Source organism: Burkholderia aenigmatica (assembly GCF_902499175.1).
Taxonomy (GTDB): Bacteria; Pseudomonadota; Gammaproteobacteria; order Burkholderiales; family Burkholderiaceae; genus Burkholderia; species Burkholderia aenigmatica.
The window spans coordinates 27,490-40,279 of record NZ_CABVQC010000017.1; the positions used below are offsets into that span (position 1 = coordinate 27,490).

Sequence of the window (12,790 nt, forward strand, 5' to 3'; positions counted from 1 at the left end):
CGGAGCCCACCATGCGTACCACCTTGTCCCTTGACGACGCTCTGCTCGCCAAAGCGCAGCAATTGACCGGCGTCACTGAAAAATCGGCACTGGTGAGAGAAGCGTTGCGCGCGCTGATCGCCCGCGAAAGTGCACGGCGACTCGCTCGCCTCGGCGGTACCGAGCCTGACCTCGAATCCGCTCCGCGCCGCCCGTCGGAGCCGGCATGATCCTGGTCGACACCTCGGTCTGGATTGACCATCTGCGGGCCGGCGACGTCACGCTCACCACCCTGCTGGAAACCGAACGGGTATTGATCCATCCCTTCGTCATCGGCGAACTCGCGCTCGTCAGCCTGCGCGATCGCCAGACTGTGCTGGACGCGTTACGCGACCTGCCCGTCGCCGTTTCGGCAACCGACGACGAAGTTCAACGCATGATCGACGTCGCGCCGCTTCACGGGCTCGGCATCGGCTACGTCGACGCACACTTGCTCGCTTCGGTCCGGCTGACCAGCGGCAGCAAGCTGTGGACGCGCGACCGGCGCCTGCTGGCCGCTGCCGATCGCCTGGGGCTGGTTGCCCACCCCACGCATTGATCCGGCGAAACCGGCAACACGAAAGCCGGCCATGAAAAAAGGCGGAAGCGGCCAACCGGCCCCTTCCGCCTTTCCGCTTCCGGGCATCATCCCGGCATACCCGCCGCCGAGATCCCCCCCTCAGTCGATCACTCCGCCTTCCCGTCCCGCAGCCGCGGAATCTCAAGCGGATTGCGCTCCTGCAACCCTTCCGGCAGCAGATCGTCCGGGAAATCCTGGTAGCACACGGGCCGCAGGAAACGCTCGATCGCCGTCGCGCCGACCGACGTGACTGCCGGGTTCGACGTTGCGGGGAACGGCCCGCCGTGCACCATCGCGTCGCACACTTCGACGCCGGTCGGGTAGCCGTTCACGAGCAGGCGCCCGGCCTTGCGTTCGAGGATCGGCAGCAGCCGGCGCGCGAGCGGCTTGTCGTCGGCGTCCAGCTGCAGCGTGGCCGTCAGCTGGCCTTCGAGCGCGTCGAGCACGCGCGCGACTTCGTCGAGATCGCGGCAACGCACGATCAGCGACGCCGGACCGAACACCTCGTGGCCGAACGCCGGCTCGGCCAGGAACGCCTGCGCACCGACTTCGTACAGCGCGCCGCCGGCCTGACAGTCGGTCTGCGCCGCCTCGCCCGCGCCGATCTCACGCACGCCCAGCAGTTCGGCCAGCTTGCCGCGGCCGTTGCGATACGCATCGGCGATGCCGCGCGTGAGCATCACGCCGGCCGGCTTCTTCGCGAGCGCCTGCGCGGCGACGGTTTCGAAGCGGTCGAGATCGGGGCCGTCGATCGCGAGCACGAGGCCCGGGTTGGTACAGAACTGACCGACGCCGAGCGTCAGCGAATCGACGAAGCCCGTCGCGATCGCATCGCCGCGTGCGGCGAGCGCCGCCGGGAACAGCACGACGGGGTTGATGCTGCTCATTTCCGCGTAGACGGGAATCGGCTGCGGGCGCGCGTTCGCGAGTTGCACGAGCGCCATGCCGCCCTGCCGCGACCCCGTGAAACCGACGGCCTGGATCGCCGGATGGCTGACGAGCGCCGCGCCGATCACGCGGCCGGGGCCGACCAGCAGCGAGAACACGCCGGCCGGCATCCCGGTTTTGGCGACGGCGGCGCGGATCGCGCGGCCAACCAGCTCGGACGTGCCGAGGTGTGCCTCGTGCGCCTTCACGATCACCGGGCAGCCGGCCGCAAGCGCCGACGCCGTATCGCCGCCGGCCACCGAGAATGCGAGCGGAAAATTGCTCGCGCCGAACACGGCGACGGGCCCGAGCCCGACTTTCTGCAACCGCAGGTCCGAACGCGGCAGCGGCGTGCGGGCAGGCTGCGCCGGATCGATCGACGCGGCCAGGAAACGCCCGTCGCGCACGACGCGCGCGAACAGCCGGAGCTGGCCGACGGTGCGGCCGCGCTCGCCCTGCAGCCGCGCGACAGGCAGGCCCGTTTCAGCGTGTGCGCGCTCGATCAGCGCGTCGCCGAGCGCGACGATTTCATCCGCGATCGCGTCGAGAAACGCCGCGCGGGCCGCGAGCGGCTGTGCGCGGTATGCATCGAACGCATCGCGCGCGAGTTCGCATGCGCGCTCGACGTCGGCCTGCGTCGCGACGCCGAACGCCGGCGCGTCGATCGGCGCGCCTTTCGACGGGTCGAACGCGCGCAAGGTACCGGCCGAGCCGGCCACCGCGTCGGCGCCGATCAGCATCTCTCCTGTCAGTTGCATGGGGTGTGCTCCGTGGTTCGGGAATGGGTGGCTCATTGTAGCCCAACAGATACGATGTCCGCTCACTGGAAATCAATATTATCGCCCGCACCCAAGCCGGTGCCGAAGCACACCAAACCCTTACAAAGCGGGAAAATCCTCGAATAATTGACGATTTCACGTCATCATCCAAAGGGAAAACCCGAGCTTTCTGCCGCTGATCATTGCCAATAAACTGCTGCCATGTCATACGACGACATACATTAAAGTGCCTAATCAGACTACCTCTCGCGACCTTCCGCTCGACCTCGCGCGCACCGCGCGCCGGACCGTCGTGCGCTACTGGATCCTGACGATGCTGTTCGTCGTCACGACGCTCAACTATGCGGACCGCGCGACGCTGTCGATCACCGGCACGCCGATCCGCAAGGCGTTCGGCATCGATCCGGTGACGATGGGCTACATCTTCTCGGCATTCAGCTGGGCGTATGTGCTCGCGCAACTGCCGAGCGGCTGGCTGCTCGACCGCTTCGGCGCGCGCCGCGTGTATGCGGCCAGCATCTTCCTGTGGTCGGCGTTCACGCTGCTGCAGAGCACGATCGGCCTCGGCGGCAGCGCCGCGTTCGCGGTCGCCGCGCTGTTCGCGATGCGCTTCGCGGTTGGCATCGCCGAAGCCCCCGCGTTTCCCGCGAACGCGAAGGTCGTCGCGAGCTGGTTCCCGACCGCCGAGCGCGGCACCGCATCGGCGATCTTCAACGCCGCGCAGTACTTCGCGGCCGTGGTGTTCTCGCCGCTGATGGCGTGGCTCACGCACGCGTACGGCTGGCATCAGGTGTATCTGTGGCTCGGCCTCGCGGGCGTCGCGCTCGCGTTCCTGTGGCTGCGGGTCATGAAGGACCCGGCCGACCATCCGGCCGTGAACCGCGCGGAACTCGAACACATCGAACAAGGTGGCGGCCTGGTGCGCACCGCCGCACGCAGCAGCAACGGCTCGCGCTCCGAAAGCAGCCGCGTCGCCGGCTGGTACTACGTGCGCCAGCTGCTGTCGAACCGGATGCTGATCGGCGTGTACCTCGGCCAGTACTGCGTGAACGTGCTCACGTACTTCTTCCTCACGTGGTTCCCGATCTATCTCGTGCAAGCGCGCGGGATGTCGCTGCTGAAGGCCGGCTTCATGACGTCGCTGCCCGCGATCTGCGGGTTCCTCGGCGGCGTGCTCGGCGGGATGCTGTCGGACGGGCTGATCCGCCGCGGCGTGTCGCTGACGCTCGCGCGCAAGATCCCGATCGTCGGCGGGATGGCGCTGTCGATGGTCATCATCGGCTGCAATTACGTCGACAGCGAAGTGCTGGTGATCGCCCTGATGGCCGTGTCGTTCTTCGGCAAGGGCATCGGCTCGCTCGGCTGGGCCGTCGTCGCGGATACCGCGCCGAAGGAGGCGATCGGCCTGTCGGGCAGCCTGTTCAACATGTTCGGCAACACGGCCGGGATCGTCGCGCCGATCGCGATCGGCTACCTCGTCGGCGCGAGCGGCTCGTTCAACGGCGCACTCGTGTTCGTCGGGCTGAACGCGCTCGTCACCGTGTTCAGCTATCTCGTGATCGTGAAGGACATCAGACGCGTCGAATTGCGTCATCGCGACGCCTGAGGTTCGGCCACGCAAAAAAACGGCGGCCGCGTAAAACCGGCCGCCGTTTTTGCATCAGGTATCGGGCGTCAGATCGACGAATGCGCGACGCGCAGCATGTCGTGCACGCCGGACGTCATCAGCGCGAGGAACGCGAGCAGGCCGACGTAGCAGAGCGCATAGGTCGTCTTCGTCTCGATCGACGTCGCGTAGTACACGCGGTTTTCCGGCGCGTCGGGATCGTAGCGCCACGCGCGTTTCAGCTGCGGCAGCGCGAGGATCGCCATCACGATCAGCAGCGGGCTCGGGCGATAGACGAACAGCGCGATCAGCGCGGGCACGCCCGCGAACCAGATGCGCGGCGACAGCACCGCGGTGATCCGCCCGCCGTCGAACGGCGACAGCGGAATCATGTTGAACAGGTTCAGGAAGAAACCCGTGTACGACAGTGCGAGCAGCAGGTTGCTGTCGTAGTGGCGCGCCGCCGCGTAGCAGGCCAGCGCACCGAGCGTGCCGACGAACGGCCCGGCGAGCCCGACATACGCCTCGGTTTCCGCGTCGTGCGGCATCTCCTTCAACTGGATCCACGCGCCGACGAACGGGATGAAGGTCGGCAGCCCGACGTCGAGCCCGCGCCGCTGCGCGGCGAGGTAGTGGCCGGCCTCGTGCACCAGCAGCAGTGCCACGAAACCGGCCGCGAAGCGCCAGCCGTAGAACAGCGCGTAGACCGCGATCGACGCGAGCATGGTGCCCGCCGACACGAGCACCTTGCCAAGCTTGAGGCCGCCGAAAATCAGCAGCAACAGCTTCGTCATTCCTTGCCCTCCGCGCCGGACACGTCGGATGCATCGGCGACGGCCGGCACCGCGGCCGCCTTCGGCTTGCGCCCGAAGAAGCGCTTCAGCGCCGCGCCGCCGGCCAGCAGCGCCACCGCGCCGATCTTGAAGAACTTCACCGCGAACGCGCCGATCAGCGCGAGCAGGCCGAGCTTCTTCGCGCCGACGCCGACGATCAGCGCCGCGAGGCCATACTCGGCGACGTGGTCGGTCGACTTGTTGAAATCGGCGTAGCGCTTGCCGTCGTTGAAGCTGATGTTCGACAGCAGGTCGTCGGCCGACGCCTTGTATTTCGGCAGGTCGGCGAGCGTCGATGCCATCGTCAGCGACAGGTAGCCGTCGCGGCCGAGCACGAGCGTCCGGTAGTTCACGCCGTCGTTCTCGGCGTTCGGGGCCGCGCCCTTGTCGCGGATGATCGCGGACCACACGAGCCGGTGCGTGGCCGCGTCGTACGCGGGCGCCTTCGCCCAGCCGACCACCTCGGTTTCCGGCAGGCCGCGCTCCTTGCGCCCGGGGTTGTCTTCCTCGGTGCCGGCCTGCAGGCTCTTCAGCAGCTCGTCGGGCTTCCAGTCCTTCGCGTCGTCGTCGCGGATATAGCCGCTCGGCTCGAACGACACGACCGAGATCCAGTCGGCATCGGGATCGTCGGGCAGCACGAGGCCGACCAGCTTCGTTTCATCGATCGAGTTGCCCATCGAGCGCAGGTAGCGGCCGGCTTCGGCGGCCGGCACGAACGATTCGCCGGCCTTCAGCTTCAGCACGGCTTCGTGTTTCACGTCGATATCGGTCGGGCCCTTCACGACCGCGTCGTTGGCGGCCGCGGCGGCGGCCCTCATTTCCACCTGCGCAGCTTCGGTCTGCGCGTAGCTGGTGGTCACGGCGAATGCAAGCGTCGCCACGCAGGCGAGCCGGACGGCAAGTTTTTTCATTGTTGGATTCCCCTGGAATGCCTTGTCGTAAATATGCACGGCGTCGGCCCAGGCGTTTTCAATCGCGGGTCCGGCGTCGTCTCTCAGTTGGCACGGGGGCTATGGTAACGCAGCGACACGACACGCCCGAGAATCGGCCCGATGCTTACGTCGCAGGTAATGCCCAAGGTGCGCGGGATTGCCTATCATCAGCGTCATGAACCCGACCGCCGCCCTGCATTCACCCTCCCCGTCCGCCAGCCGCGCATCCGGCATCGGCCCGCTGTTGCGCACGTGGCGGCAACGCCGCCGCCTGAGCCAGATGGCGCTTGCGCTCGACGCGGAAGTCTCCGCGCGCCATCTGAGCTTCGTCGAATCGGGCCGCGCGCAGCCGAGCCGCGAGATGGTGCTGCATCTCGCGGAGCGTCTCGACGTGCCGCTGCGCGAGCGCAATGCGCTGCTCGTTGCGGCGGGCTTCGCGCCGCTGTTTCGCGAACGGCCGTTTTCGGATCCGCAACTGGATGCCGCGCGCCATGCGGTCGAAGCGGTGCTGCGCGGCCACGAGCCCTACCCGGCGCTCGCCGTGGACCGTCACTGGACGCTGCTCGCCGCGAACCGGATGCTCGGCGCGCTGGTCGCGCAGGCCGATCCGGCGCTGCTGCAGCCACCCGTCAACGTGCTGCGGCTGAGCCTGCATCCGGACGGCCTCGCGCCGCAGATCGTCAACTGGCATGAATGGCGCGCGCACATCCTGCATCGGCTGCAGCGGCAGATCGATGCGAGCGGCGACCGCACGCTGCACACGCTGCGCGACGAACTCGCCGCCTATCCGGCGCCGGCCGGCCAGCCCGACGACACGCATGCGCGCACCGACTTCGCGGATATCGCCGTGCCGCTGCGGCTGCGCACGGCGGCCGGCGAGCTGACGTTCTTCAGTACGACGACGGTGTTCGGCACGCCGGTCGACGTGACGCTGTCGGAACTCGCCATCGAGGCGTTCTTTCCGGCGAACCCGGAGACGGTGGACGCGATGCGGGCGCTGGCGGACGCGTTGCCGGGGTAGTCTCGCCGGCGTCGTGACGGCAACGTGCCGGATATGCACGCGGCCGTCGCCGGGCAATCGCGTTTGAACAATACAATGTGCGCCATTCGCACAAGATCCTGAAAGACCGTCCGCCACCGAGGGCCAACCGCGTGGCGGCACCCTTCACCTGACGATGCCGGCATGTCCCGCGGCGTCGAGGCCATTCCAACCATGAATCCATTCCGTCGTTCGCGTTTCCGATGATTGCCGCTCCGATTTTCTCCGGCGCCTTCTTCATCGTTCTCGGCATTTCGTTTCTGGCGACCGTGTCCGTGCTGGTCTGGGCTGTCACGCTGGCGTTGTCGTCTCGCGCTCGCGGATGGTTTCGCACGCACCGGGGACGCGCATCTGGCCTGTTCGGCACGCTGTGCGTGTCGAGCAGCTTCTTTGTGGTGCTGGCGATCGCCTATCTGCGGATCGACCTGCAATCCAGAAAGGAGGAGGCCGCGCGGCATCCGACGCTGGAGAAGGCCACTCACTTGCTGGGCGTCGACATGCCGGCCGGCACCACCCTTTCGCTCACGACCGCCGGCAACCTGGCATCGATCGACGAGGCCGCGTTTCCGCATGAGGTCAGCGTCTACGGCATTCCCGCCGTGGCGCTGCGGACGGCGTCGGAATACGACGACGAAACACCGTGGCACGACCAGTCGCCCGTCACCCTCACGGCCCTGTCGCTGACCGTCACCGGCCCCCGCCCGATCGACGGATGGGTGTGCGGTCCGGGCGGGCCGCTGGAAATCGTGTTGCGCAAGGATGCCCGGATCAAGACGCTCTGGTGGTGCCATCTGGCCGACGGCAACCGCGTGGCCGGTTCCCTCGTGCCGGCCGGGTCGACCCTGATCAGAGGCACGACCCTGTATCTCGACGGCTCGCGTGACAACGACTATTGGCACCTCACTGTCGCCGAAGGCGCCCTGTTCGAACTGGCCGGATTGCCCTTGCGTAGCCCGGTGTTGAATCTCGACCGGCAACATCGCGTCGTGGCCCTCGCGTCCGGCACCCTGGCGCGCGCCGCCAGCGTCGGTGAGTTCACCTACCCCGCCGGAACCGAGGTCTCGTCCTTGGCACCCAGATTCCGCGAGAAATATCCCGGCGCATGGCTCTTCTCGCCTGCAGCAGGCCAGCCGGCCGTCAGCAAGAGCGACGGCACGATCGCCGACGGCCTGTCGGTCGTGCAGGCTCCGTCGGGGAAGGCTTACGTGCTCATCCGGAACCCCGCGCACTGAACGGGTAACGCGTCGCTACGCCGCCGCATCCAGAAACGTCACGGCCTGCCCGGCCGGCGCCCCGTTCAGCGCACCGTCGCGCACGACGACCTGCCCGCGCACGACCGTGTGCACGGGCCAGCCCGTCACCGCGCACCCGTCGTACGGCGTCCAGCCGCTCACGCTGGCGATCCATTCGTCGCGGATGATGCGGCGCGCGCGCAAGTCGACGAGGCTGAAATCGGCGTCGTAGCCCACCGCAATCCGCCCCTTCCCCGCGATGCCGAAGATCCGTGCCGGCCCGGCGCTGGTCAGGTCGACCAGCCGCGCGAGGCTCAGGCGGCCCGCCTGCACGTGATCGAGCATCAGCGGCAGCAGCGTCTGCACGCCGGTCATCCCGCTCGGCGACTGCGGATAGGGGCGGCGCTTTTCGTCGCGCGTATGCGGCGCGTGATCGCTGCCGATCACGTCGACCACGCCATCGCGAACGGCCTGCCACAGCGCGTCCTGATGATGCCGTTCGCGCACCGGCGGATTCATCTGTGCGAACGTGCCGAGCCGCGCGTAGCAATCGGGGGCGTGCAGGCTCAGGTGATGCGGCGTGACCTCGACGGTCACGCGATGCCGGTGCCGCGCGAGCAACGCCATTTCGTCGGCGGTGGACACGTGCAGCACATGCAGCCGGCGGCCCGTCTCGGCGGCCAGCCCGACGATGCGCCGCGTCGCGGCCAGTGCGCTTTCCGTGTCGCGCCAGCGATGATGATCGCGCACGTCGCCGCTCGCCTCCACGAGCGCACGGCGTTCGCGCAGCCGCGCCTCGTCCTCCGCGTGCACGGCCATGCGCCGCCGCCCGTTGCGCACGATCCGGCGCAACACGGCTTCGTCGTCGGCCAACAGGTCGCCGAACGAACTGCCCATGAAGACCTTCACGCCCGCGCAGCCCGGCAGGTTCTCGAACACCGGCAGCCGTTCGGCGTTCGCGGCCGAGCCGCCGATGTAGAACGCGTAGTCGCACCACGCACGGCCGCGCGCGAGATCCAGCTTGGCCTGCAGATCCTGCGCGGTCAGCGTCAGCGGATGCGTGTTGGGCATCTCGAAGATCGTCGTGACGCCGCCGAGCACCGCGCCGCGCGTGCCGGCCTCGATGGTTTCCTTGTGCGTCAGGCCGGGTTCGCGGAAATGCACCTGGCTGTCGACGACGCCCGGCAGCACATGCAGGCCACCGGCATTCAGCAGGACATCGGCGCTCCAGGTGCCGTGCAACGCGCCCAGCGCGACGACGCGGCCGCCCGCGCACGCGATGTCGATCCGCTCGGCACCGTTGGGCGTGATCGCCGTGCCGCCGTGCACGAGCAGGTCGGCGTGACGTCGCTGCAGCGCGTCGCTCGCGCCCCCTTCGCGTCGAATGGGCTCGTCCATGATTCAGAACTCGTTCTGGATGTGCTTGTAGCCCAGCACCAGCGCATTGTTCGTGCGCGCGACGTCCTCGGAGAAATCGCTCGCGTCGGCCGTCACCTGCGGCAAGGCGGCGAGATCGGTTTCCGGCCCGATGCGCTCGGTCGAACGCACGTAGAAACCCGGCGGCAGGTGGCAGCCGTCGACGACCGCGTTGTAGCGCACCACGCAGCCGTCGTCGATCGTGCAGTTGAACAGCACGCTGTTGAAGCCGACGAATACGCCGTTACCGACCTTGCACGGCCCGTGGACGATCGCGCGATGCGCGATCGACGTATGCTGGCCGATGGTGACGCTCGCGCCCGACTTCGAATGGATCACCACGCCGTCCTGGATGTTCGAATGCGCACCGATCACGATCGGCGCGATCCGGCCGCCGCTATCCGTTTCGTCGGCGCGGATCACCGCGTACGGGCCGATGAACACGTTCTCCTCGACGATCACGAGCCCGCACAGAATGGCGGTCGGATCGACGAATGCGCTCGGGTGAATCTGCGGCAGGTCGCCGCGCGGGTTCTTTCTGATCATCAGGATGCCTGACTGGAAATGGGGCGGCCGCGCCTGATCCGCTCGAACAGGCCCGGATCGTGCCACTGCGCGGCAATGGCCGGCGCGAACACGATGTCGTCCAGGTCGATACGGCCCATGCGCGGGTTGTACGCATCGTCGCGAAAACACTGCGCATAACCGGTCTCGGTCTCGTGAACGATGACCGAATGCAGCCGCACGTCGGCTTCGCCGTTCGACATGCGGGTGCAGGACAGCGCCGCATCGACGAGGCGGAAGAACACGCGCGAGAACTGCTCGGCGCTCGGCGACACGGGCAGCAGCACCCAGCGTTCGGAATGCCGGCGCATGCTCTCGACATAGCCGGGGTCGTCATCCGACCACAGCGTCACCGCATGGTCGAACGCGTCGATCAGGTCGCGCACGTCGCCCTTGAGCAGCCCGAAGTCGTAGATCATCTGCCCGCGGTCCAGCGCATGCGCTTCGAGCAGCAATTCGACGCGGTACGAATGGCCGTGGATCGAATGCGAACAGCGCCGCGTGCTGCAGCCGCGTACGACGTGCGCATTCTCGAACCGGAACAGCTTGCGGATCAGCATGCGGCGGCGCCTTCGCGCACCGGCGCGGCCCAGGCCACCGCATCGTGCGGATGCAGGCTTTCCAGATGGCGCACGTGCACGCGCGGGCTCGCATGGCGGCCGTCCAGCGCGGCCTGCACGCGGCGTGCGGCATCCTCGACGAACATCAGGTTCTCGCCGTTCAGCACCGCGAAGGCCTGCTCGTCCGCGCGCTTGACGGCCGTCTGCACCGGCGTGCCGAGTGCGTGCTCGATACGGTCGATCAGGTCGACCAGCCCCAGCGTCGCGCCATCGGCGGGCAGCCTCACGCTGACGACAGCTTCGCTGCGCTGGCTGTGCGGCGTGGCCGCCGTCGCATGCCGTTTCAGCCACGCCGCGACCGCCGCCGGTTCCACGCGATCGTCGCGGCCGAATGCCGTCAGGAACGCCTGCTCGACCCAGTGCCGCGACAAGGCGGCCGAGCACGGGCACGTCGACGAATAGACGACCGTCACCTGCGCACGCAGCTCGAACCCCGAACCGTTCAGCATCGCGTCGACGCGAACCGGATAGGCCTTCCACCCGGCCAGCCCGTCGGTCACCAGCGCGGCGCGACGCGCCAGCAGGTCGAAGCGCAGCCGCAGCCGCGCACTGTGCGTATCGCAGTCGAGATGGCTGTCGACCATGGCTTGCAACACCTGCTGAAGACCGGCCGGCGACAGCGCCGCGCCATCGCCGAGCCCGTCGAGCAGCCGGTACAGCCGCGACATGTGAATGCCCTTCACGTGCTGCGCGGGCAGATCGACCTGTACGTCGGCGCGCGCATGCACGTCGCGCCGGCAGCCGGGCTCGGCCACCGCGACGGGCAGGTCGATGCCCTGCATGCCGACCCATTCGAGCGGGTGGTGGCCCGGCGCGGCGTCGGTCAGGGAAATATCGGGAAGCGGTGCATTCATGCTCGGGATCCGGTGGAGCGCCTTCTCCATCCGGATCGATGCAGGAAGCGCGTTCAGGTCAGGGCCAGTCGTGAAACGGGTTGTCCCACGTGGTCCAGTGGTCGGGGCCGGTGGCCATTTCGGTGTCGGTCAGCAAACACGCGTCGAAGCGCGCGCGCAGCGCGGGCTCGTCCATGTCCATGCCGATCAGCACGAGTTCCTGCCGCGCATCGCCGACGCGTTCGTCCCAGCGCGCGCGGATCTGCGCGACGGCTTCCGCGTCCTGCGGCCAGCGCTCGGGCGGCATGGCCGCCCACCAGTAGCCGGCCGGCCCGTGCCGCGCGATCGCGCCGGCCTGGGACCACGAACCGGCGACGGTCGGGTGGGTGGCGAGCCAGAAGAACCCTTTCGAGCGGACGACGCCCGGCCATTCGCTTTCGACGAAATCGAAGAAACGCTGCGGGTGGAACGGCCGCCGCGCGCGGTAGACGAAACTGCGGATCCCGTACTCGTCGGTCTCGGGCGTATGCGTGCCGCGCATCTCCTGCAGCCAGCCCGGCGCGCGCGACGCCGCGTCGAAATCGAACAGGCCCGTGTCGAGCACGCGCTCGAGCGGCACCTTGCCGAATTCGGCGATCTCGATCCGCGCGCGCGGGTTCAAGCCGCGCAGCAGCACGACGAGCCGCTCGCGCGCGCTTGCGTCGATCAGGTCGATCTTGTTGATCACGATCACGTCGCAGAACTCGATCTGATCGATCAGCAGGTCGACCACCGTGCGCGCATCCTCGTCGCCCATCGATTCGCCGCGCGACTGCAGGCTGTCGCGCGACGCGTAGTCGCGCAGGAAATTGAACGCATCAACCACCGTCACCATCGTGTCGAGCCGCGCAACTTCGCCGAGGCTGCGGCCGTCCTCGCCTTCGAACGTGAACGTCTCGGCCACCGGCAGCGGCTCCGAGATGCCGGTCGATTCGATCACGAGCTGGTCGAACCGCCCTTCGCGCGCGAGCCGGTCGACCTCGATCAGCAGATCCTCGCGCAGCGTGCAGCAGATGCAGCCGTTGCTCATCTCGACCAGCTTCTCGTCGGTGCGCGACAGCCCCGCGCCGCCGTCGCGCACGAGCGCGGCGTCGATGTTGACCTCGGACATGTCGTTGACGATGACCGCAACGCGCCGGCCCTCGCGATTGTTCAGGATGTGGTTGAGCAGCGTCGTCTTGCCGGCGCCGAGGAAGCCGGACAGGACGGTCACGGGAAGCCGCGTGGACGGGTGGAGTGCGGAGCTCATCGGGCGATTCCGGAAGGAAGGTGGGCGATCATTGAGTGATACATTGTATCGAAACGATATAACATATCATCTCAAACGTCCAGCATGCCGGTTAGGTTTTGTCCGGAGCGGACCGCGCCGCTC

General features: G+C 67.9%; 13 protein-coding genes. 5 read left to right on the forward strand and 8 right to left on the reverse strand.

The features are described 5' to 3' along the window. Positions 1-11 precede the first annotated feature (11 nt). On the forward strand, positions 12-209 hold the full coding sequence (locus tag BDO18943_RS14390; protein WP_175022832.1) for a type II toxin-antitoxin system VapB family antitoxin: 198 nt from the start codon (positions 12-14) through the stop codon (positions 207-209). Beyond that, positions 206-577, forward strand: coding sequence for a type II toxin-antitoxin system VapC family toxin (locus tag BDO18943_RS14395; RefSeq protein ID WP_175022833.1), 372 nt, complete (start codon positions 206-208; stop codon positions 575-577). Before BDO18943_RS14390 ends, BDO18943_RS14395 begins: the two co-directional genes overlap by 4 nt. Before the next feature lie 128 nt (positions 578-705). Here BDO18943_RS14395 and BDO18943_RS14400 read toward each other — a convergent pair whose 3' ends face one another. Next, positions 706-2,283 (reverse strand): aldehyde dehydrogenase (NADP(+)), encoded by a 1,578-nt coding sequence (locus BDO18943_RS14400; RefSeq protein ID WP_175022834.1) that lies wholly within the window; start codon positions 2,281-2,283, stop codon positions 706-708. Between the two features lie 247 nt (positions 2,284-2,530). On the opposite strand from BDO18943_RS14400, the gene BDO18943_RS14405 reads away from it, so the two are divergent. Next, positions 2,531-3,910 (forward strand): MFS transporter, encoded by a 1,380-nt coding sequence (locus BDO18943_RS14405; RefSeq protein ID WP_175022835.1) that lies wholly within the window; start codon positions 2,531-2,533, stop codon positions 3,908-3,910. A gap of 68 nt (positions 3,911-3,978) precedes the next feature. Here BDO18943_RS14405 and BDO18943_RS14410 read toward each other — a convergent pair whose 3' ends face one another. Together BDO18943_RS14410 and BDO18943_RS14415 are read right to left on the reverse strand one after the other, a co-directional pair. After that, on the reverse strand, positions 3,979-4,704 hold the full coding sequence (locus BDO18943_RS14410; RefSeq protein WP_175022836.1) for a site-2 protease family protein: 726 nt from the start codon (positions 4,702-4,704) through the stop codon (positions 3,979-3,981). Then, on the reverse strand, positions 4,701-5,654 hold the full coding sequence (locus BDO18943_RS14415; RefSeq protein ID WP_175022837.1) for a DUF2167 domain-containing protein: 954 nt from the start codon (positions 5,652-5,654) through the stop codon (positions 4,701-4,703). Before BDO18943_RS14415 ends, BDO18943_RS14410 begins: the two co-directional genes overlap by 4 nt. A gap of 196 nt (positions 5,655-5,850) precedes the next feature. Between BDO18943_RS14415 and BDO18943_RS14420 the strand changes: the two genes are divergently transcribed. Both BDO18943_RS14420 and BDO18943_RS14425 read left to right on the forward strand, forming a co-directional pair. Further along, complete coding sequence (locus BDO18943_RS14420) at positions 5,851-6,696, forward strand: helix-turn-helix domain-containing protein (RefSeq protein ID WP_175022839.1); 846 nt, start codon at positions 5,851-5,853, stop codon at positions 6,694-6,696. Positions 6,697-6,917: 221 nt separating this feature from the next. Continuing rightward, positions 6,918-7,946, forward strand: coding sequence for a hypothetical protein (locus tag BDO18943_RS14425; protein WP_175022840.1), 1,029 nt, complete (start codon positions 6,918-6,920; stop codon positions 7,944-7,946). A 15-nt stretch (positions 7,947-7,961) separates the two neighbouring features. Here the strand turns inward: BDO18943_RS14425 and BDO18943_RS14430 are convergent, their stop codons facing one another. From BDO18943_RS14430 to zigA, 5 genes are read right to left on the reverse strand one after another with little or no spacing between them, the layout of a single operon-like run. Further along, entirely contained in the window at positions 7,962-9,344 is a 1,383-nt protein-coding gene (locus BDO18943_RS14430) for a dihydroorotase (protein ID WP_175022841.1), read from the reverse strand. A gap of 3 nt (positions 9,345-9,347) precedes the next feature. Then, on the reverse strand, positions 9,348-9,908 hold the full coding sequence (locus BDO18943_RS14435; RefSeq protein ID WP_089451804.1) for a gamma carbonic anhydrase family protein: 561 nt from the start codon (positions 9,906-9,908) through the stop codon (positions 9,348-9,350). Further along, entirely contained in the window at positions 9,908-10,486 is a 579-nt protein-coding gene (locus BDO18943_RS14440) for a 6-pyruvoyl trahydropterin synthase family protein (RefSeq protein WP_175022842.1), read from the reverse strand. The genes BDO18943_RS14435 and BDO18943_RS14440 overlap by 1 nt, the downstream gene beginning before the upstream one ends. Then, a complete protein-coding gene (gene folE2, locus BDO18943_RS14445; protein ID WP_175022843.1) occupies positions 10,480-11,400 on the reverse strand; it encodes a GTP cyclohydrolase FolE2 in 921 nt (306 codons plus the stop codon). The genes BDO18943_RS14440 and folE2 overlap by 7 nt, the downstream gene beginning before the upstream one ends. 58 nt (positions 11,401-11,458) lie before the next feature. After that, a complete protein-coding gene (zigA, locus tag BDO18943_RS14450) occupies positions 11,459-12,667 on the reverse strand; it encodes a zinc metallochaperone GTPase ZigA (RefSeq protein WP_175022844.1) in 1,209 nt (402 codons plus the stop codon). Positions 12,668-12,790: the final 123 nt, after the last annotated feature.

Bases quoted from the DNA above. Each gene is read 5' to 3' on its own strand.
- BDO18943_RS14390 (WP_175022832.1), top strand. From the start codon at position 12: ATGCGTACCACCTTGTCCCTTGACGACGCTCTGCTCGCCAAAGCGCAG.
- BDO18943_RS14395 (WP_175022833.1), top strand. From the start codon at position 206: ATGATCCTGGTCGACACCTCGGTCTGGATTGACCATCTGCGGGCCGGC.
- BDO18943_RS14400 (WP_175022834.1), bottom strand. From the start codon at position 2,283: ATGCAACTGACAGGAGAGATGCTGATCGGCGCCGACGCGGTGGCCGGC.
- BDO18943_RS14410 (WP_175022836.1), bottom strand. From the start codon at position 4,704: ATGACGAAGCTGTTGCTGCTGATTTTCGGCGGCCTCAAGCTTGGCAAG.
- BDO18943_RS14415 (WP_175022837.1), bottom strand. From the start codon at position 5,654: ATGAAAAAACTTGCCGTCCGGCTCGCCTGCGTGGCGACGCTTGCATTC.
- BDO18943_RS14420 (WP_175022839.1), top strand. From the start codon at position 5,851: ATGAACCCGACCGCCGCCCTGCATTCACCCTCCCCGTCCGCCAGCCGC.
- BDO18943_RS14425 (WP_175022840.1), top strand. From the start codon at position 6,918: ATGATTGCCGCTCCGATTTTCTCCGGCGCCTTCTTCATCGTTCTCGGC.
- BDO18943_RS14430 (WP_175022841.1), bottom strand. From the start codon at position 9,344: ATGGACGAGCCCATTCGACGCGAAGGGGGCGCGAGCGACGCGCTGCAG.
- BDO18943_RS14435 (WP_089451804.1), bottom strand. From the start codon at position 9,908: ATGATCAGAAAGAACCCGCGCGGCGACCTGCCGCAGATTCACCCGAGC.
- BDO18943_RS14440 (WP_175022842.1), bottom strand. From the start codon at position 10,486: ATGCTGATCCGCAAGCTGTTCCGGTTCGAGAATGCGCACGTCGTACGC.
- folE2 (WP_175022843.1), bottom strand. From the start codon at position 11,400: ATGAATGCACCGCTTCCCGATATTTCCCTGACCGACGCCGCGCCGGGC.
- zigA (WP_175022844.1), bottom strand. From the start codon at position 12,667: ATGAGCTCCGCACTCCACCCGTCCACGCGGCTTCCCGTGACCGTCCTG.